Source organism: Kitasatospora sp. NPDC023385, from assembly GCF_055664045.1.
The window spans coordinates 1-18,587 of record NZ_JBVOOL010000033.1; the positions used below are offsets into that span (position 1 = coordinate 1).

Annotated in this window: 14 protein-coding genes and 1 pseudogene; 9 read left to right on the plus strand and 6 right to left on the minus strand. The window is 75.2% G+C overall.

The features are described from left to right. Nucleotides 1-91: 91 nt before the first annotated feature. The 4 genes from AC0B61_RS32135 to AC0B61_RS32150 form a co-directional block, all read right to left on the minus strand. The gene (locus AC0B61_RS32135) at nt 92-904 is read right to left on the minus strand and encodes a metallophosphoesterase (protein ID WP_471745231.1); all 813 of its coding nucleotides are present in this window, start codon (nt 902-904) and stop codon (nt 92-94) included. Nucleotides 905-923: 19 nt separating this feature from the next. Further along, on the minus strand, nt 924-5,570 hold the full coding sequence (locus AC0B61_RS32140; RefSeq protein WP_471745233.1) for a hypothetical protein: 4,647 nt from the start codon (nt 5,568-5,570) through the stop codon (nt 924-926). Nucleotides 5,571-5,666: 96 nt separating this feature from the next. After that, the gene (locus AC0B61_RS32145; RefSeq protein ID WP_471745235.1) at nt 5,667-6,542 is read right to left on the minus strand and encodes a hypothetical protein; all 876 of its coding nucleotides are present in this window, start codon (nt 6,540-6,542) and stop codon (nt 5,667-5,669) included. Nucleotides 6,543-6,651: 109 nt separating this feature from the next. Then, the gene (locus tag AC0B61_RS32150; RefSeq protein WP_471745237.1) at nt 6,652-8,205 is read right to left on the minus strand and encodes a hypothetical protein; all 1,554 of its coding nucleotides are present in this window, start codon (nt 8,203-8,205) and stop codon (nt 6,652-6,654) included. 196 nt (nt 8,206-8,401) lie between these two features. Here AC0B61_RS32150 and AC0B61_RS32155 point away from each other — a divergent pair, with 196 nt between their 5' ends. The 5 genes from AC0B61_RS32155 (at nt 8,402) to AC0B61_RS32175 (ending at nt 12,734) form a co-directional block, all read left to right on the plus strand. Further along, nucleotides 8,402-9,454 (plus strand): IPT/TIG domain-containing protein, encoded by a 1,053-nt coding sequence (locus AC0B61_RS32155; protein WP_471745239.1) that lies wholly within the window; start codon nt 8,402-8,404, stop codon nt 9,452-9,454. Nucleotides 9,455-9,684: 230 nt separating this feature from the next. Beyond that, nucleotides 9,685-10,218 carry a hypothetical protein gene (locus AC0B61_RS32160; protein ID WP_471745241.1) on the plus strand — a complete coding sequence of 178 codons (534 nt, stop codon included), beginning with the start codon at nt 9,685-9,687 and terminating at the stop codon, nt 10,216-10,218. Nucleotides 10,219-10,395: 177 nt separating this feature from the next. Continuing rightward, nucleotides 10,396-11,160 (plus strand): LamB/YcsF family protein, encoded by a 765-nt coding sequence (locus AC0B61_RS32165; protein ID WP_471745329.1) that lies wholly within the window; start codon nt 10,396-10,398, stop codon nt 11,158-11,160. Next, nucleotides 11,157-11,783, plus strand: coding sequence for a 5-oxoprolinase subunit PxpB (pxpB, locus tag AC0B61_RS32170; protein ID WP_471745243.1), 627 nt, complete (start codon nt 11,157-11,159; stop codon nt 11,781-11,783). Before AC0B61_RS32165 ends, pxpB begins: the two co-directional genes overlap by 4 nt. 87 nt (nt 11,784-11,870) lie before the next feature. Beyond that, nucleotides 11,871-12,734: a 5-oxoprolinase subunit C family protein gene (locus tag AC0B61_RS32175; protein WP_471745245.1), complete on the plus strand. Its 864-nt coding sequence runs from the start codon at nt 11,871-11,873 to the stop codon at nt 12,732-12,734. Between the two features lie 59 nt (nt 12,735-12,793). On the opposite strand, the gene AC0B61_RS32180 is transcribed toward AC0B61_RS32175, so the two are convergent. Next, nucleotides 12,794-13,564 (minus strand): alpha/beta fold hydrolase, encoded by a 771-nt coding sequence (locus AC0B61_RS32180; RefSeq protein WP_471745247.1) that lies wholly within the window; start codon nt 13,562-13,564, stop codon nt 12,794-12,796. Nucleotides 13,565-13,700: 136 nt separating this feature from the next. Here AC0B61_RS32180 and AC0B61_RS32185 point away from each other — a divergent pair, with 136 nt between their 5' ends. The 3 genes and pseudogenes from AC0B61_RS32185 to AC0B61_RS32195 all read left to right on the plus strand — a co-directional run bounded on the left by AC0B61_RS32185 (nt 13,701) and on the right by AC0B61_RS32195 (nt 16,084). Beyond that, complete coding sequence (locus tag AC0B61_RS32185; RefSeq protein ID WP_471745248.1) at nt 13,701-14,237, plus strand: PadR family transcriptional regulator; 537 nt, start codon at nt 13,701-13,703, stop codon at nt 14,235-14,237. A gap of 74 nt (nt 14,238-14,311) precedes the next feature. Next, nucleotides 14,312-15,023 (plus strand): annotated as a pseudogene (locus tag AC0B61_RS32190) (class I SAM-dependent methyltransferase). Between the two features lie 218 nt (nt 15,024-15,241). Further along, nucleotides 15,242-16,084 carry an undecaprenyl-diphosphate phosphatase gene (locus AC0B61_RS32195; protein WP_471745331.1) on the plus strand — a complete coding sequence of 281 codons (843 nt, stop codon included), beginning with the start codon at nt 15,242-15,244 and terminating at the stop codon, nt 16,082-16,084. 118 nt (nt 16,085-16,202) lie between these two features. On the opposite strand, the gene AC0B61_RS32200 is transcribed toward AC0B61_RS32195, so the two are convergent. Then, complete coding sequence (locus tag AC0B61_RS32200; RefSeq protein WP_471745250.1) at nt 16,203-17,714, minus strand: HEAT repeat domain-containing protein; 1,512 nt, start codon at nt 17,712-17,714, stop codon at nt 16,203-16,205. Nucleotides 17,715-18,002: 288 nt separating this feature from the next. Between AC0B61_RS32200 and AC0B61_RS32205 the strand changes: the two genes are divergently transcribed. Continuing rightward, a complete protein-coding gene (locus AC0B61_RS32205; RefSeq protein ID WP_471745252.1) occupies nt 18,003-18,584 on the plus strand; it encodes a PAS domain-containing protein in 582 nt (193 codons plus the stop codon). Nucleotides 18,585-18,587 lie beyond the last annotated feature (3 nt).

An 18,587-nucleotide genomic window follows, 5' to 3' on the forward strand; every position in this document is an offset into this window, starting at 1 on the left:
ACCAACTCCCCATCCCACTGTCCCAGCACACCAGCAGTCTGACCCCACACCGAGTGACGCGGGGCCAGAACCCCTGATTTTCAGTGAACTTCTAGTCGACCGGGACGACCCGGTAGTGGGTGGTGATCCGGCCCTCCCCGTCCAGGACGTGGAAGGCGAGCATCGGCGGCTGGTCGAAGGAGATGCCGTCCCCGCCCTCGCAGGGCAGCGTGACGGTGGAGACCACGCCGGGCGCGACCAGCAGCGGCAGGCCCGCGAAAGTGGTCGCGGCAGCCGTGTGGGAGTGGCCGCAGAGCAGGGCCGCCACCCGGGGGTGGCGGCGCAGCACCCCCGCGAGGTCGGCCTCGCCGAACTGGCGGATCTCGTCGACCATCGGCAGGTGCAGCTCGACCGGCGGGTGGTGGAAGGCCACCAGGGCGGGCAGGTCGGTGCGGCCGGCGGCGAGCCGGGTATCCAGCCAGTCCAGCGTCTCCTCGTCCAGCAGGCCGTCGTCCCGGCCGGGTATCGACGAGTCGAGCATCAGCACGTCGGCGCCGGGCAGTTGGTGGAGGCGGTTGATCGGCCCCGCCGCCGGCCCCTCCCCCTGCTTCGCCGCCTGCGCCTCCCCTGCGGCCTCCGCCGCGGCCTCGCCGAGCAGCACCTCCCGGTACGGCACCCGGGAGTCGTGGTTGCCGGGGCAGACGAGTACCGGGTGCCGGGAGGTCAACGCCTCGGCCACCTGCCGGTACTCGCCGGGCAGGCCGTGGTCGGCGAGGTCGCCGGTGACCAGCACCCCGTCCAGCGGGCCGGGCAGGGCGTCGAGGTACGCCATCACCTGCTCGGCCCGCCGCCGGGCGCGCTTGCCGCCGTCCCGGCGGTGGACCTGGCCGAGGTGGATGTCACTGAGGTGCGCGATCGTCAGCATGGCGGTCACGCTAGTCAGTTCACGGCCGTTCGGGAACCTCGGCCCCTTGCTGCGCGGGGATCTCCGCTGCCGGCTGGACGGGAGCCTCCGCGGGGCGCTTGAACATCCGGGTGGCCGTGATCTCGCCGTGGATGGCGGGGCCGTCCGGGTCCTGGGCGGCGGGCAGGCCGGGGCGCAGGTGCTCCTCGACCGAGATGTACTTCAGGCCCGCCCGCAGGTCGGCGTCGTTGCGCAGCCGGATCACCAGCGGGAACTCGGCGAGCGCGGTGGTGTCGAACAGGCCGGTGGTGTAGATGAGTTGGACGCCGAGCGCGTCGGCCACGGCGCGCTGGAGCTCCAGCAGGTAGGTGGCGTTGGCGCGCCCGATCGGGTTGTCCAGGAACAGCGTGCCGGCGTGCCGCAGTTGGGACTGGCCGCGGTCGTTGGCGCGCAGTGCGGCCATCGTGCAGTACAGCGCGATGGCCGCGGTGAGCAGCTGCCCGCCGGAGAACACGTCGGACATCTGGCCGACGCCGACCCGCTCGGCGCGCAGCACCGCGTCGGGCTTGAGGATCTCGACGCTGACGCCCTTGGGGCCGATCGCGGCGGCGACCCCGCGCAGCAGCAGGGACATGCCGTCGCGGCGCAGGTCGCTGTTCTTCCTGACGGCGGCGCGGGTGGCCTCGTCGATGACCTCGCCGAGGCGTTCGACCAGGGTGGTGTGGTCCGGGTCCTCGAAGCGGATCCGCAGGAACTCCTGGCCGGACCACTCCCCCAGGCCTTCGGGCAGCCGGGAGAGGCGCTGGGCGGCGCGCAGGGTGGTGAGCGAGGACTCGACCAGGCCGCGCAGGCGGTCCACGATCGAGCCGCGGTTCTTCTCCAACTGGGTGAGTTCGTCGGTGAGTACGCGCAGCCGGGGGGCGAAGGCGGCGGCCCAGGCGGCGGCGTGCTCGGGCAGCGCGGCGGCGGGCAGTTCGCGGATCTGCTGGCGGGCGGGGGTGCGGACGGCCTCGAAGCGGGCGGCGTTGGCGTGCCGGACGAGCGCGTCGGAGGCGTCGCGGACGGCGAGTTCGGCGCTGGACAGCTCGCCGGTGGCGGTGCGCAGGCTGCGGCGGGCCTCGGTGGCGCCGGTGCGGGCCTCGGCGAGGGAGGCCAGGTACGGCTCGACCGGGTCGTCCGGGTCGTCCTGGTGGTCGCGCAGGCCGTCGCGCAGCTGGCCGGCCAGCTCGTCGAAGTCGGCGGCGGAGGACTGGGCGGTGTCGAAGGTGCGCTGCAGGTCGGTGTGCGCCGTGCGGGCGGCGTCCAGGGCCTCGCGGCGTTCGGCGAGGCGGCCGGCGGCGGTGCGCAGCAGGGCCTGGGCGTGCTCCGGGTCGGTGGGGACGAGGTCGTCGGGCAGCTCGGTGTGCGCTTCGCCGTCAGTGGGGGCGGAGCGCTCGACTTCGCCGCGCAGGCGGCCGAGCTGCTCGCTGGCGGTGGCGGAGCGGGCCTCGATGGTGGCGACGAGTTCCTCGGCCCGGGCGGCGGCGGCCTGGCGGGCCGGGCCGTCGGCGCCGTCGGGGCTGCCGAGGAGTTCCTCGGCGCGGGTGCGCACCTTGTTGGTGAGGCGGTCGAGTTCGGTCGCGGCGGCGGCCTCGTCGCCCTCGGCGCGGGCCTGCTCGGCGCGCAGGTCGGCGCCGACGCCGACCTTCTCGTACAGCTGGGAGGCGGCGCGGTAGGCCTCGCGCAGGGCGGGCAGGGCGGCGGGGGCGGTGTCGGCGGGCTCGTCGCTCTGCTCGGCGGCGGGGATCTCGGCGCGTTCGGCGCGCAGCGCGCGGGCCGTACGGCGGGCGTCGTCGGCGGCGCGTTGGGCGGCGCGGCGGTCCTCGTCGCAGGTGCGGGCGCGTTCGGCGCACAGGGCCTGGCGGCGGTCGCACTCGGCGGCGTCCTCGGCGAGTTCGCGCTGGCGGCGGCTCCAGTTGGCGCGCTCCCGGAGGCGGAAGGCGAGGCCGGAGAGGGCGTCGGCGCGGCGGCGGGCGCGCTGGGCGCGCTCGCGGTGCTCCTCGTGGGCGGAGGCGGCGGCGGCGTGGTCGGTCTCGGCCTCGTCGTGGTCGGCGCGCAGGGTGGCCAGGGTGGCGGCGGCCTGTTCGGCGTGGGCGCGGGCGGCCTCGGCGGCGGCGGCGAGTTCGGCGAGGGTGCCGGGCGGGCAGCTGGCGTGCCAGGAGGCGAGGCGGGCGGCGAGGGCGCGGTCGGCGCCGAGGCGGGCGGCGAGTTCGCGGATGTGTTCCTCGCGGGCGCTCGCCCGGGCGCGCAGGTCGCGGCGCTCGTCGTCGGCGGCGGACTCGTCGTGCATGGCCGGGTTCGGTGGTACGACGAAGAAGGGGTAGGAGGCGGGGCCGTCGGGCTGGGTGATGGGGGCGATCAGCGAGGCCGCGGCGCCGACGGCCACGGTGGAGCGCGGCAGCAGGGCGGCGGCCTGCACGGCCTCGCGGGCGCGCTCCAGCGAGTCCGGGTCGGTGACGACCACGCCGTCGACCAGTTCGGGGCGGGCGGCCAGGATCGCGTCGTGGTCGGCCGGGTCGACGGACTGGGCGAGGTAGCGCCAGCCGGGCAGGGCCGGGATGCCGTGCTCGGCGAGGTACTCGACGGTGGCCAGCACGTCCGGGCCGGGCGGCAGCAGGCCGCCGTCGCCGAGGGCGGCGAGGATGCGGGCGTCGTCGGCGGCGGCCGTGCGCAGGTCGAACAGGGTGCGCTCGGCGGTGGCGATGGCCTCGTCGAGGAGTTCGCGCAGGTACTCGGCGTTGCGGTCGAGGACGGCGGGGGTGAGGAAGCCGGCGTCCTCCTCGGCACCCGAACCGTCCTCGCTCCAGTCCGTGGGGGCGGGTGTCAGGGAGAGCAGGTCGGCGAGGCGCTGCTCGGTGGCGAGGAGGGCGGCGGTGCGCTGTTCGGCGGCGAGGGCCCGGGCGGCGGCCTTGCGGGAGTCCCCGGCGCGTTCGGCGGCGAGTTCGGCGCGGCCGGTGGCGGCGGCGGATTCGCGCAGCCGGGCGGCGGCGGCCTCGGCGACCGTACGGGCCTGGGCGAGTGCGGCGGCGGCGGCCTGCTCGACGTCGGCGGCGTGCAGCGCGGCGCGGGCCGGGTCCACGTCGCCGTCGGCGTCGATGAAGCCGGCGGCGACGGCGGCTTCGGTCTCCTGCTCGACCTCGGCGAGGCGCTGGCGCAGGTGGTCGGCCTCGCTGCGGGCCTTCTGGGCGGCGGTGGCGGCCTCGGTGGCGTCGGACTGGGCCTTGGCGCCGTCCTCCTGGAGCTCGCCGGCGCGCTGCTCCTCGGTGTCGGCGCGGGACTCGGCGGCCGCTGCGGCGGCCTCCAGGGCGCGGGCGAGGGCGGTCGCGGCAAGGGCGCGGGCGGCGAGGGCGGGGGCGGCGTCCAGCTCGGCCTCGCGGATGGCGGCGGCGACCCGGGCGACCCGGTCGGCGGCGGCGCGCTGGCGCAGCACCGCCTCGGCGGCCTGCCAGGCGGCGTGCAGGGTGCGGGCGTCGATGAGTTCGCGGCGCAGCGCGGCGGCTTCGGCGGTGGCCGCGGTGAGGCTCAGCGTGGCGTACCGGTAGGTGAGTTCGTCGGCGATCAGGGTGTGCCGGGTGCGGTCGGCCTCGGCGGCGGTGACGGCGCTCGCGGCGGCGGCGACCTCGATGGCGAGGTCCTGGGCGCGGTCGCGTTCGGCACTGGCGCGGGAGCCGAGGGCGTGGGCGAGGCGGCGGGTGCGGCGCTCGGCGGTGCGGTGGACCTCGCGGACGGTTTCGCGGGCGGTGGTGGCCTCGGCGATGCGTTCCAGCAGCTCCAGCGAGCCGGCGGTGAAGTCGCGTTCGGCGGTGAGTTCGGCGCGGCGGCCGAGTTTGGCGGCGAAGCCGTGGACGAGGTCGGCGAGGCCGTCGGTGTCCCGGGTGTCGGTGACGGCGCGCAGCAGGAGGTCGGTGAAGTCGCTGTCGTGCTTGACCGCGAAGAGGCCGGCCGCTTCGCCCTCGTCGGCGTTCATCTCGCGCTGGTAGCGGAAGAGTTCGGGGTCGAGGCCGAGTTCGCCGAGGTGCTCCGTCCAGCGGTCGTGGCCGTCCTCGAAGACCAGGTCGAGGTGGGGGTGGGCCTTGCCGGCCTCGGTGAGGGCGTCGCGGAAGCCCTTCATGGTGCGGCGGCGGCCGCGGGCCTTCTGGTCGCCGGCCAGGCTGACCCGTTCGGCGACCGGCAGCGAGTCGAGGGTGAGGCCGGGGCCGGGGCGGAAGGAGTACCAGGTCTCGGCGAACTTGCGCGGGTCGGAGGAGACCTGGCGGCCGCGCCACTCGCTGACCTTGCCGACCACGATCGGCTCACCGGTGACGGTGTGCTGCCACTCCAGGGCGACGTGGCCGCAGTCGTCGGCGAGCAGGAACTTGCGCAGCACGCCGGAGCTGGCGCCGCCGAGGGTGTTGCGGTGGCCGGGGAGCATGACCGAGAAGATCAGTTTGAGGAGGACGGACTTGCCGCCGCCGTTCTCCAGGAAGAGCACGCCGGCCGGGGCGGGGCGGCGGACCGGGCCGTCGGGCTCCTCGCCGAACAGGCCGATCTGCTGCGGGGCCGGGTCGGCGACAGGCTCGCCGACGCCGCGCAGGTCGAGCACCGTGTCGGCGTATCGGGCGCCGGCCGGTCCGATCGAGTAGAGGCGGACCCGGTTGAGCTCGTACATGTGCGGCGGTTCTCCGTGGCTTGCGTGGCGGGAGGGGTGGGTGGGCGCTGGCGCGGAGCCGGTGGATCCGACTCTCGGCGCGGGTGGATCCGGTTCTCAGAGCGAGTGGAACGGCAGGCCCGCGTCGGCGACCAGTTCGTCGCCGGTGTCCGGCGGCAGCAGGCTGGCGGTGCCGTCGGAGACCGGGACGACGCCCAGGTCGAGCAGTTCGGCCATGGCGGCGCTGCCCGCCAGGTCGCGTACCTGGAGCTGGTAGCGGGCGGTGGTGCGATAGGTGCCGCCGGAGTCGTCGGAGACCTTCTGCAGGAAGCCGGACTCGACCAGGAACATCACGGCCTTGGCGACGATGCCGATGGTGGAGCCGGACAGCCGGCGGGCGTCCTTGGTGGCGCCGGTGGCGGTGCGCCGGGCCCAGACCCGCCAGGCGGCCTCCAGGCCGGGGGCGTCGGACTGCGGGTCGGTGTTGGCGCCCTCGGCGTCGGCCTGCTCCTCCAGGCGGCGGCAGGCCTGGCGGACGAAGGAGTCGATGCCGTTGACCGTGATCCGGCCGAGGTAGGTGTCGTCGGCGAGGTCCTCGGGTCGGGGGAAGGCCATCGCGGCGACGGCCAGGTGGGCCAGGCCGTGCAGGAAGCGGTCGGTGGACTCGGAGGCGGCGCGGCGCGAGTAGTCGCCCATCCGGACGGCGAACAGCGAGTCCTCGGCGGCGGCGACGGCCATGCCGGCGCGCGGCGAGACCTCCAGGACGACCAGGCCCATGCCGGTGGCGATGGCGTCGGCGAGCCGGGCGAACGGCGGGTCCTCGCGGTGGCGGCGCACCAGCTCGGCGTACTCGGCGTCCCGGGCGGGCAGCAGCTTGGCCTGGAGGCCGAAGGAGACCAGCCGGGCGGCGTCGGCGACGTCGGCCGGGGTGATCGGTGCCGGGGCCGCGGGTTCGGTCTCGGCCGCCCAGGACGTGTCGTGGTGGGTCGTCACGGGCGGTACTCCTCGGGGGTGGCGCGGTGCTTGCGGTCGGTCAATGTGGTGTCCCGGAGCTCGTGTGTCCCGGAGCTCGGACGGGCCGGAGCTCGGGTGGGCCGGCCGGTCAGCCGGCGTCCTTGCGGTCGGCGGCCATGCCGGCCGCGTCGAGCAGGGCGCTGCCGACGATCAGGTCGGCGCCGCCGAACTCCGGGTCGTGCAGCGCGGTGCCGTCGTCCACGGCGAACAGCAGCCGCTCCTCGCCCTGGCGGTAGGCGGTGCCGACCGGAGGGCTCGCGGCGTGCACGGCGAGCAGGGCGACCAGGTACGGCAGCTCCGGGTCCTGCTTGCGGGCGTCGGCGAGCAGGCCGGAGAGCCGGCGGGGGGCGTCCGGGGGCAGGTCGAGCAGGACCAGCGCGGATTCCAGCTGGGCCTCGGAGAACCGGCTGTCGTCGGGGGTGGCGACCAGGTCCGGGTCGGGCAGCTCGGCGCCGAGGTGCTCGCGCTCGACCGGCGGGGTGAGCAGCAGCTCGACCAGGTCGGCGACCCGGACGGAAGCCGGGGTGCGCAGCCCCGCTCCGCGGGCGAAGAAGGCGTCGGTGGGGCGGACGGCCTGCTCGACCGGCAGCCGCAGCAGGGGGGCGAGCAGCTGCCCGTACAGGTCGATGCCGCTGCGGGCGCCGGGGGCGGCGAAGGCCTGCCGGTCCTGCTCGGCGCGGAACAGCGGGCCGGCCTCCAGCAGACGGGTCTGCAGCTTCGTGTGGCGGCGGATGCAGTCCTTGACGATGTCGAGCAGCTCGGCGGCGCGGCGCTTGTGCTCGGCGCCTTCGGCCGTGTGGGGCTCAGCCTCGTCACGGGCCTTGCGGATGTTGGTGAGAATCGCGTTCTCGTGCCGGTAGCGGTCGGCGATGTGGTCCAGCGCCTCCTCGATGAGGTCGGGGACGGTGCGCATCCAGTCGACCGCCCGGACGTTGCGGCGGGTGGCGTCGAGGGCGCGGCGCAGCGTCTCGGTGTACTGGACGGTGCGGTAGCGGGCCTGCTCGGCGGCGAGCTGGGCGTCGGCCAGGCGGCCGCGGCGGATCAGCACCTCCAGCTTGACCTCGGCGGCGATCTGGGCCGAGGTGACGTCGGTGTCGAGCGCGCCGACCAGGACGTTGACCGCCTCGTCGGTGGTGCGCAGGTAGACGCCGCCGTCGGGGCCGGGGACCTCCTCGATCAGCTTGAAGTCGTAGTCGCGGCGCACGTACGCGCCGTCGGCGCCGAAGGTGCCGTAGACGGCGCGGAAGCCGCGGTCCACGCTGCCGACGTTGATCAGCGACTCCAGCACCCAGCGGGCGACCCGCTCGTGCTCGGCGGTGGGGCGGCCGACGGCCTGGGCGGCGACCCGGGGCAGCAGGCGGGCGAGGACTATCTCGCGGTCGGCCCCGGTGTCGAAGTCCATGTGCAGGGTGACCAGGTCGATCGCGGCGAGGCCGACCTCGGCCATCGCATAGCCGCCGTACTCGCCCGCCAGGTTGACCTTGCGGTTGTCGAGGTCGTGCAGGGGGGCGGTGCAGGCCAGCGCCTTGAGCCGGCGGGCCAGGCCCTCGTCGGCGGCGGGGCCGGGCGCGGGGCGCGCGGCGGCCGGGCCGGCGGACGGTCGGAGGCCGGGCCCGGTGGTCGGGTCTGCGATGGCGGTCACGGAGGACAAGATTAGAGGTTCGCACCGACATCGACCGAAACGGCCCTTGTGGGCACCCGGAGCGGCCGGTGCGGAGCAGGTGGGAGGCACTTCGGGGGGTTCGTCCGGAACGCGGTTTCGACGGTATTCCGCCATTCTCGAACCGGTATTCGATAAACCCGTGGGGGCTGCGCGTCGGTTCGGTGATGATCGACCAATGATCACCCGACTGGCCAAAGCGGGCCTTGCCGCCGCGCTGTCCGTGACCACCCTCGCCACCGGCGCCACCGGCGCCGCGGCCACGCCGGCCGCCACACCGGCCGCCACACCGTCGACCTCCGCGCAGCACGTGACCGTGTCGCAGAGCGGGAACTACCCCGGCGGGTTCTTCACCTCCGGCACCATGTCGGCGAGCTGGGTGTCCGCCGGGAGCGCGGACCTGACCGGCCCGACGCACTTCACCGTCGACCTGCCGCCCGGCGTCACCACCGACGGCGCCCAGTTCTACTCCACGCCGTACGACTACACCTTCACCGAGACGCTCTCGCCCGACGGCCGCCACCTGGAGGCCGTCCTCACCGGCACCCGGGTGGTCGGGAAGAGCGAGTTCATGAAGCTCAACCTGCGCACCACGCCCGGGGTGCCGATCGCCGGCGTGATCACGGTGACGGCCGCCAACCCGAACGACACCGACCCGACCGGCCACGTCTCCCGCTACGACCTCGGCGCCGGCGGCTACCTGCCGCCGACCGTCCAGTCCGCGCCCGCCGTCACCGGCCTCGCCACCACCACCGGCCCGGGCACGGGCGGCACCGCGGTGACCGTCAGCGGCAGCAGCCTCGCCCACGGCATGGTGCTGGTCGGCGGCGTCCCGGCGGCGGGCAGCTGCACCGACACCGCCTGCACGGTGACCACGCCCGGCGGCTCGGGCACCGCCGCCGTCAGCGTGGTGACGCCCGGCGGCAACGCCGTCGCGCCGACGGGCTTCGACTACACCGGCGCCGCACCCCCGGCCCCGCCCGCCCCGGCGGTCACCAGCCTCAGCCCCACCGGCGGTCCGGTCGCCGGCGGCACCCGGGTGAACGTGATCGGCAGCAACCTCACGTACGGGACGGTCGCGTTCGGCGGGGTGCCGGCGGCGCACGTCTCCTGCGGCCCGTCCTTCTGCACGGCCACCGCCCCGGCGGGCTCCCAGCCTGGGCCGGTGGGCGTCACGGTCACCACGGCGGGCGGGACCAGCGCGCCGGTGACGTACACCTATACGGCGTAGCGCTGCCGCCATACGGCGTAGTGCCACCGCTTTCGGTGCCCGGGTGCTTCGGCGCCCGGGCACCGTCGTGTTCCCGGACACCGTCGCGTTCCCGGGCGCGGAAGGCGGCGGAGCCGGCGCCGCACCCGACCTCCACGGCGAGTTGAACACGTTCAAAAGAAGGGTCTAGAGTCGGTTCCGCGCAGGCGGGACAAGACCCCGCCCGTTCTTCGGCATGGAGGTTTCGCGACATGGACGACGACCCCGAGGTCACGGCGGCCATCCTCCGCAAGGTCCGGCGCCGGCTGTGGTTCTTCCTGGCCTGCCTGGTGCTCAGCGGCCTGACCGCCTTCCCGCTGGAGACCGAGACCCGCTGGCTGGTCGACTTCGCGACCGGGCCGGCCGCCCCGCTGAGCGACCACTTCCCCGCCGCGACAGCGTGGTTCGAACGGGTCCACGAAGGCGTCACCGAGACCAACCGGCACTACCCCTTCCTGGCCTACGGCACCGACTGGCTGGCCTTCGCCCACCTGGTGATCGGCGCCGCCTTCTGGGGGCCGCTCAAGGACCCCGTCCGCAACATCTGGGTGATCCGCTGGGCGGCGCTCGCCTGCGGGGCCGTCATCCCACTGGCGCTGATCTGCGGGCCGCTCCGGGGCATCCCGCCGGTGTGGCGACTCATCGACATGTCGTTCGGCGTCTTCGGCGTCATCCCTCTGCTGATCGTGTTGCGGGCGCTGCGTCCGCTGGAACGTTCCTTCCCGGAGCCGCAGCCCGCGCGCTGAGCCACGCGCCCGAGTCACCTCGGCCCGCACGCCCTCGTGGCGCCACCCTGGGGCGTGCGGGTCGGCTCGCACGCCGCGGGGCCCGCCGGGGCCAGGGCCGCGGACAACGGCCTTCACTCACAGGCCCTACCATCTGGCTCAACAGCTGCTGGGAGGCGGACGGGCGTGGCCGATGCGGTGATCGATCTCAATGCGGACCTCGGTGAGGGGTTCGGGCGCTGGACCCTGACCGACGACGAAGCACTCCTGTCCGTGGTGACCAGCGCCAACGTCGCCTGCGGCTTCCACGCCGGAGACCCGTCCACGATGCGCCGGGTCTGCGCGCTGGCCGCCGAACGCGGTGTCCGGATCGGCGCCCAGGTCTCCTACCGCGACCTCGCCGGCTTCGGCCGCCGCGCCATGGACGTCCCGCCGGAGGAACTCGCCGACGAGATCGCCTACCAGATCGGCGCACTCCAGGTCTTCGCCCGCGCCGCAGGATCCAAGGTCTCCTACGTCAAACCGCACGGCGCCCTCTACCACCGGGTGGTCTCCGACTCCGACCAGGCCGAAGCCGTCGTGGCCGGCGTGCTGCGGGCCGGCGCGGTCTGCGAGGGGCCGCTGCCCGTACTCGGCCTGCCCGGCTCCCGGCTGCTGGAGGTCGCCGAGGGCGTCGGACTCCCGGTGGTCACCGAAGCGTTCGCCGACCGCGCGTACACCCGCACCGGCACCCTCGTCCCGCGCCGCGAGGCCGGTGCGGTGGTGCACGACCCCGAGGCGGTGATCACCCGGGCCGTCGCCATCGCCCGCGACGGCGCCGTGGAGGCCATCGGCGGCGAGCGGATCGCCGTCGAAGCCCGCTCGCTCTGCGTCCACGGCGACACCCCCGGCGCCGCCCAGCTCGCCTGGCGGGTGCGCGGCGCCCTGGCCTCCGCCGGGGTCCGGGTCGAGGCGTTCACGTGACGGCCCGCGCCGTACGGCGGGTCGGCGAGCGGGCGCTGCTGGTCGAAGTCCCCGGGACGGCCGACGTCACGTCGCTGTACGGATGGCTGCGCGAGCAACAGGAGGCCGGAGCCCTCGGCGAGGTCGAGGAGCTGGTACCGGCCGCCCGCACCGTCCTGCTGGACGGCGTCGCGGACGTCGACGCGGTCGCTCGGCTGCTGCGCACGGCCCGTCCGACGGCGGCCGAGACGGCGCGCGGGCCGCTGCTGGAGGTCCCGACGGTCTACGACGGCGCCGACCTCGCCGAAGTCGCCGCACTGTGGGGGGTGTCCGAGGAAGCGGCCGTCCGCATCCACACCGAGCCCGAGTACGTCGTCGCCTTCTGCGGCTTCGCCCCCGGCTTCGGCTACCTCACCGGCCTGCCCGCCCAGTACGAGGTGCCGCGCCGGGACACCCCGCGCAGCACCGTACCGACCGGCTCCGTCGCCCTGGCCGGCCCGTACACCGGCATCTACCCGCACCCTTCCCCCGGCGGCTGGCGGCTCCTCGGCCGCACGGCGCTCCCCCTCTGGGACACCGACCGCGAACCCCCGGCCCTGCTGTCCCCGGGGGTCCGGGTCCGGTTCACGGCGCAACGGGCGTGAGGGCGGGCGTGGCGACGGGCGTGAGGGCTCCGCGGGCCCGGTGCCGGGACGACCGGCCGAACCAGGAGGCGGGATGAGGAGGCGGGGATGAGCGGGCTGGTGGTGGTGCGGCCGGGGCCGCTGACCACGGTCCAGGACCTCGGGCGGCGCGGTGTCGCGCACCTCGGAGTGCCGAGGGCCGGGGCACTGGACGAACCGGCGCTGCGCGCGGCGAACCGGCTGGTGGGCAACGAGCCGGGGGCCGCCGCCCTGGAGACCACGCTCGGCGGGGTCGCCCTGCGGGCCGTCGGCGCGACGGTGGTCGCCGTCACCGGCGCGCCCGCGCCCGTGCGGGTGGACGGACGGGCGGCCGCGTGGGGTGCGTCGGTCGTGGTACCGGACGGGGCGGTCGTCGACGTGGGGACGGCGACCGACGGGGTGCGCTGCTACCTGGCGGTCGCGGGCGGGATCGCCGTCCCACCGGTGCTGAGCAGCCGCTCCGCGGACCTGCTCGCCGGCCTCGGGCCCGCCCCGCTGAGCGCCGGCGACCGGCTGCCGGTCGGCGACCCACCGCCGTACCGGGCCCGGCCCGAACTGGTGCCGCTGCCCGCTCCCCCGACCGAACTGGTGCTGCGGCTGCGGCTCGGGCCGCGCGCGGACTGGTTCACCCCGGACGCGGTGGTCCGGCTCGGCCGCGACGCCTACCGGGTCTCCTCCACCGGCAACCGGGTCGGGCTGCGCACCGAGGGCCCGGCGGTCGCGCGCGCCCGGGACGGTGAACTGCCCAGCGAGGGCATGGTGGTGGGCGCGGTGCAGATCCCGCCGGACGGGCAGCCGGTGGTCTTCCTCGCCGACCACCCGACCACCGGCGGCTACCCGGTGATCGGCGTCGTCCCGGCCGCCGACCTCCCCGCCGCAGCGCAGGCCCGACCGGGGACACCGGTGCGGTTCGTGCCGCTGCGAGAACGGTGAGCGGCGGCGGCACGCGGCAACGATGAGCGGGCACGGCGGCGGCAGGTCGGCCGTTCCGTTCAGCTCGCCCCGAGCGCCTCCGCTGCGGCGGCCGCGAAGCCGTCCGGATTGTCGAGCATGATGTTGTGCCCGCAGTCCGGGACGGCGACCACCCGTACGCCCGCCGCGCGCAGCGCTTCCGTGCCCGCCGGTTCGCCGTCCGCCGCCGGGTGGAGGAAGGTGCGCGGCAGGTCGAGGCCGTGCAGCAGTTCGCGCATGGTCGGCGTCGTCGCCCGGGCGAGGTGGCGGGCGCTGCGGTGGAGTGCCTCCGGGCCGGCCAGCCGCATCGTGGCCCACCAGAACGCGCCCACCCGCTCGGCGACTTCCTCCCGACCGCCGGCCAGGAACTCCGCCTCGGTGTAGCCCGCGAGGCCGCTGCTGCCGGGCCGCTGCCGGTCGGGGTCGATCCGGTCCAGGTTGGCGTCCACCAGGACCAGCCGGGAGACCAGCCCGGGGTGCCGGTGCGCGAGGACGATGGCGACCGCGCCGCCCATGCTGTGGCCGACCACCTCGACCCGGCGCAGACCGGCCGCCCCGACCGCCGCCGCGACGGCGTCGGCGTGCTCCTCCAGCGTGTACCCGAAGTCCGTCGGCCGGTCGCTGATGCCGAAGCCGAGGAAGTCGAGCAGCAGCGGACGGTGCCCGGCGAGCAGCGGATGGGCGGCGGCAGCGGAGAAGTACACCGGCGACGTGGCGCCCAGGCCGTGCAGGTAGAGCCGGGCGGGCTCGGCGCCGGGCAGTTCGACCCAGCGGATCAGGTCGCCGTTCGGCGTGACCGGGGCGTGGCGCATCGCGCGAACTCCTCTTGCAGGGGAAACCGGACGTCCGGGACACCGTCCGGGCATGCCGGAGACCATACCTCGACACCGAGGTATCACGCATTCGACATACCATCGGACCGAGGGCGGCACATGAGAGAGTGGCGCCATGGTCAAGCTCGCGATCCTCGGGTTCCTGTACGACCGGCCGCTGCACGGCTACGAGCTGCGCCGACACCTCTCCGCGCTAACCGGACACGTCCAGCCGATCAGCGACGGCACGCTCTACCCGGCGATCAAGCGCCTGGAAACCGCCGGACTCCTCACCCGCAGGACCGAGCCCGGCAGCGCCGCCGCACCCCGGCACACCCTGCACCTCACCGAAGCCGGCCGGAGCACGCTGCTCGACCGGCTGCGCGAGCCCGAACCGCTCGACATCAGCGACGAGAACCGCTGGTTCACCCTGCTCGCCTTCCTGCGCCACCTCGACGACCCCGCCGCCCAGGCCGCCGTGCTCCGCCGCCGACTGGCCTTCCTCTCCGAGCCGGCGAGCTTCTACTACGACGGCGACCGCCCGCTGGGCGCCGAGGAGTTCACCGACCCGTTCCGCCGCGGCCAGCTGCTGATCGCCCGCGCCACCACCGAGGCCGAACTCGCCTGGCTGCACGCGACGCTGGCCGAACTCGACGGCGCTCCCCGCACCTGACCCGCCCGACAACCTGGCCGAAACCGCCCAGCCGCCCCTTCCCCGCCCGCTCCACCCGTGTTCCGATGACCGCCATGGGCAACGAAACGCACGGCAACGGCGAGCGCCGCGCGGGCTACGACGGAACGGGCGCCGGCGCGATCACCCCCGACGGCTGCGCGGTCGAGGTGTGGAGCCGCCTCCCCGTCGGCAACGCCCCGGACGTGATCGAGGCCGCGGTGCCGCCCGGCGCGAGCATCCTCGAACTGGGCTGCGGCGTCGGCCGGATGACGCACCCGCTGGCCGACCGCGGCTTCGATCACGGCCGTGGACGAGTCCGCCGACATGCTGGCCCGGGTCCGTGCGGACGTCCGTACGGTGCGCGCCCCGATCGAGAAGCTGGACCTCGGCGAGCGCTTCGACGTCGTCCTGCTCGCCTCCTTCCTGGTGCACGCCGGCGAGGTGGCCGTCCGCCAGGGCCTGTTGGAGACCTGCCGCCGGCACGTCGCCGAGGCCGGCTGCGTGCTGGTGCAGCGCGAGGGCGAGGACTGGCACCGGAACGTGCCCCGCGAGACCCCGATCGGCCCCGACGCGTGGTCCCGGCTGGTCTCGGCCACGCCGGTCGGCGACGGCGTGAACTCCGTCCGTTGCGAGTACGTCTTCCCGGACGGCGTCTGGACGCAGACCTTCCTGTCCCGCCCGCTCAGCACCGGGGCCTTCGAGCAGGCGCTGGCGGACGCCGGCCTGGCGGTCGAGCGGTATCTGACGGAGGACCACACCTGGGCGCGGGCGCGGCCCGTCCGGTAGGCGGGGGGCCCTGCGCGCAAAGGCCGGACAAAGGGTGGACAAAGAACTGTCACTTTCACCCCGTACCATCGGCCGCGCGCCGGGCCCGCGTGCGCGGCCTGCGGGCCGGGCGGGTCGCGGTCGTCCGCACGCCCTTCGACCCGCGAGGACCCGCCCATGCCGCCGCCCATGCCGTCCCTGCCCCATGCCCGACGGATACCCCCGGCGGGTGCCCGGTGATCGACTGGTTCCACGGGGCCGTCCTCGGCCTGATCCAGGGGCTCACCGAGTTCCTGCCGGTCTCCTCCAGCGCCCATCTGCGGGTCTTCTCCGCGCTGCTGGGCTGGGACGACCCGGGCGCGGCCTTCACGGCCGTGACCCAGCTAGGCACCGAGACGGCGGTGCTGATCTACTTCCGCCGGGACATCGCCTCGATCGTGAGGACCTGGGCACTGTCGCTGTTCCGCCCGGCGCTGCGCTCGGATCCGGACGCCCGGATGGGCTGGTTCGTGATCATCGGCACGCTGCCGATCGGCATCCTCGGCAAGCTGTTCCAGGACTCCATCGAGACCCATCTGCGCGACCTGCGGATCATCGGCACCACACTGATCGTCTTCGGTCTGGTCCTGGCCTTCGCCGACCGCACCCGCGCGATCCGCCGCGCCCGTCCGATCACCGACCTCACGCTGCCGCACGCGGGCGTCTACGGCTTGGCCCAGGCGCTGGCGCTGATCCCGGGCGTGTCCCGCTCCGGCGGCACGATCAGCGCGGGCCTGCTGCTCGGCTACAGCCGGGAGGCGGCGGCGCGCTACTCGTTCCTGCTGGCGATCCCGGCGGTGCTCGCCTCGGGGGCGCTGGAGCTGTTCAAGATCGGTGAGGGACCGGCCCCGGCCTGGGGGCCGACCGTGCTGGCGACCGCGATCGCCTTCGCGGTCGGCTACGCGGCGATCGCCTGGTTCCTCAAGTACATCTCCAGCCACAGCTTCCTCCCGTTCGTGGTCTACCGGGTGCTGCTCGGCGTCCTGATCATCGGGCTGGTGGCCGGCGGCGTCCTGGCCCCCGACGCGGGCTCGGTGAAGTAGAACCACGTTTCACAACCGCGCGGCCGGGAGACGCCCGCGCCCCCGCAAAGCAGTGGGCCGGGACACCCGACGGTGTCCCGGCCCACTGGCCCACTGGCCCACTTGGCGTTGCGAGGACCTAGCGCCCGTACTCCCGGGCGGCGGTCAGCCGCCCGCGGACGGCGGCGTGGACCTCGGCCTCCTCGGCCGGGTCGGCGGCGAGCCTGCGCAACCGCTCCAGCACCCGTGCGTCGCCCGTGGTGGCGACGTGGCGCGCGGCGAGCTCACGCGTGGACTCCTCGCAGTCCCAGAGGCACTCGACGGCCGGCCCCTCGGGAAAGTGCACGTCAGTGGCGGCGAGTGCCTGGGCGGCGCGGCCGCGCAGCTCCGAGGAGGCGGCCTCCCCGTAGATGTGGCGCAGGACCGGTACGGCGTCGGCGGCGGCCAGCCGCCCCGCACCGTCCACCAGGGAGCCGAGCCCGGTACCGCCGACCCCGCGTACGGAGATCCAGCGGCGCAGACCGGCGACCACCAGCGGTGCGTCCGCCGGCTCCCCGGCGTCGGCGAGCAGTCGGACGGCGGCCTCGCCGAGGGCGCTGTCCGCGCCGCCGCCGGCCGGGTCGGCCCAGCGGCGGGCCTGGGCCAGCACCTCGGGGCCGCGCATCCGGCCGAGCAGTTCGAGGGCGGCCCGGACCATGCGGTCGTCCACGTCGGCGGCGGCGGCCTCGATCAGCCCGACGGCGGCCGGGTCGCGCTGCTCGACGAGGTAGCGCAGGGCCGCGCGGCGGGCGCCGGGCAGGCCGTCGCGGGCCGCTTCCAGCACCGCCGGACGGTCCTCGGGCCGGACGACGGCGGTCAGGCAGCGGGCGGCCGCCGCGGCGCGGCGGTCCACCGCGTCGGGGCCGGTCGGGGAGTCGCTGCCGCGCGGGGGCTCCGGGCGGGCGTCGGGCCGGCCGAGGAAGGCGCCCGCGCCGAGGCCGCCCAGGTCGCCCTGGTCGGCCCAGGCCAGCACGTCGGCGGTGGACCAGCCCGGGGTGACGCCGCTGCGGTTGACCTGGCGTTGCCACAGGTCGAAGGGTGACTGTTCGACGGCCGCGGCCACCCTCGGGTGGTAGGCGGCCCACAGCCGCCAGGGCCGGGGCTCGTACGCGTTGCGGATGAACTCGCGCAGTTCGGCGTCGCCCTCGGGGCCGGGCGGGAAGTGGTCCAGCACGGCGGTGCCGAGCAGCAGCAGACCGCGGTCGTCGTCGCGCAGGGCGAGCTCGTCGAGGGCCCAGGCCCAGTTGGCGCCGGTGGCGGTGTACTCGCGCAGCATCAGCAGCGCGTCGCGCCGGCCGTATGCGGCGAGGTGTCCCAGGACGGAGAGGGCGAGGCCGGTGCGGCTCTCGTCGTCGGTGACGAGGTCCTCGGCGGAGTGGAGGTGGTCCTCGATGCCGTCGAGGGGGGCCTCGAGCTCCATGTAGAGGCGGGCGTAGTAAAGGGAGCGGTTCTCGACCTGCCAGTCGGCTCGCGGATCCCTGGTGACGCACTCCTCCAGCGCGGCGATGGCCTCGGCGCGGTCGGCGGCCAGCGCGTGGAGCTGCCCGTCACCACGGCCTCGCTGCAGGAGGCCTAGGAGGCTGGCGCTGGGTGCTATCACTGGCTCGAACATGAGGTCAGCATCCGTTGCGGCGGTCGTAGTGGCAACGGGATTTCCGTCGCCGGGGGCTCTGGTGGGTACTGCGGTGGGCGCCCGGGCGCCGGAATCACCGAAGGTTACCGCCTCGGGCAGGCTTCCGCACACAGGGCGACGAAGCCTCCTGCCACAGTGGCATATGCCAGGGGAATTTTGCCTGCGATCTGTCCAAATCGCCCACGGGGGTGAGAACGCTGTGCGACAGTCTTCTCACTATCCGAACGACCCGCACGTGGCGGGCCCCACCCGAGCGATGGACTCGTCATGAACATGCCCTTAGGTGCCGCCCGCCCGCCGGGCACCGCCACGGTGGACGGCGCCCCGGCGGGCGCGGACGGCTCCGGCGAGGACGCCGGCAGCGGAACGGACGGCAGCGTGGACGGCACAGCACAGCAGTCGTCCGGCCCCTACCTCGGCGGCGCCGGCGACGACCACAGGAACGACCACAGCGACGACCGCGTGAACGACCGAAGGAACGACCGCGACAACGACCACCGGATCGACCGCGGCGACGACCGCAGCGTCCTCGGCTCCGCCGAATGGGACCTGCTGACCGACGGCATCCACTGGAACGCGGAGACCTACCTCCTCCTCGGGTGCGACCCCGACCACGGCCCGCTCAGCCTCGACCGGCTGCCCGACCGCCTCCCCGAGGCGGACCGGCCACTGCTGCGCCGGATGATGACCGACGCCCTGGTGCACGGCCGCGTCGCCGCCGGCACCCTGCGGATCCGCCGGCCCGGCGGACGGCACCGCAGCGTCGAGTACGCGGGCGAGCCCGTCCTCGGCGCGGACGGCACCGTCACCGCGCTGCGCATGCTGCTCCGCCCGGCACCGCCGGACTGACCC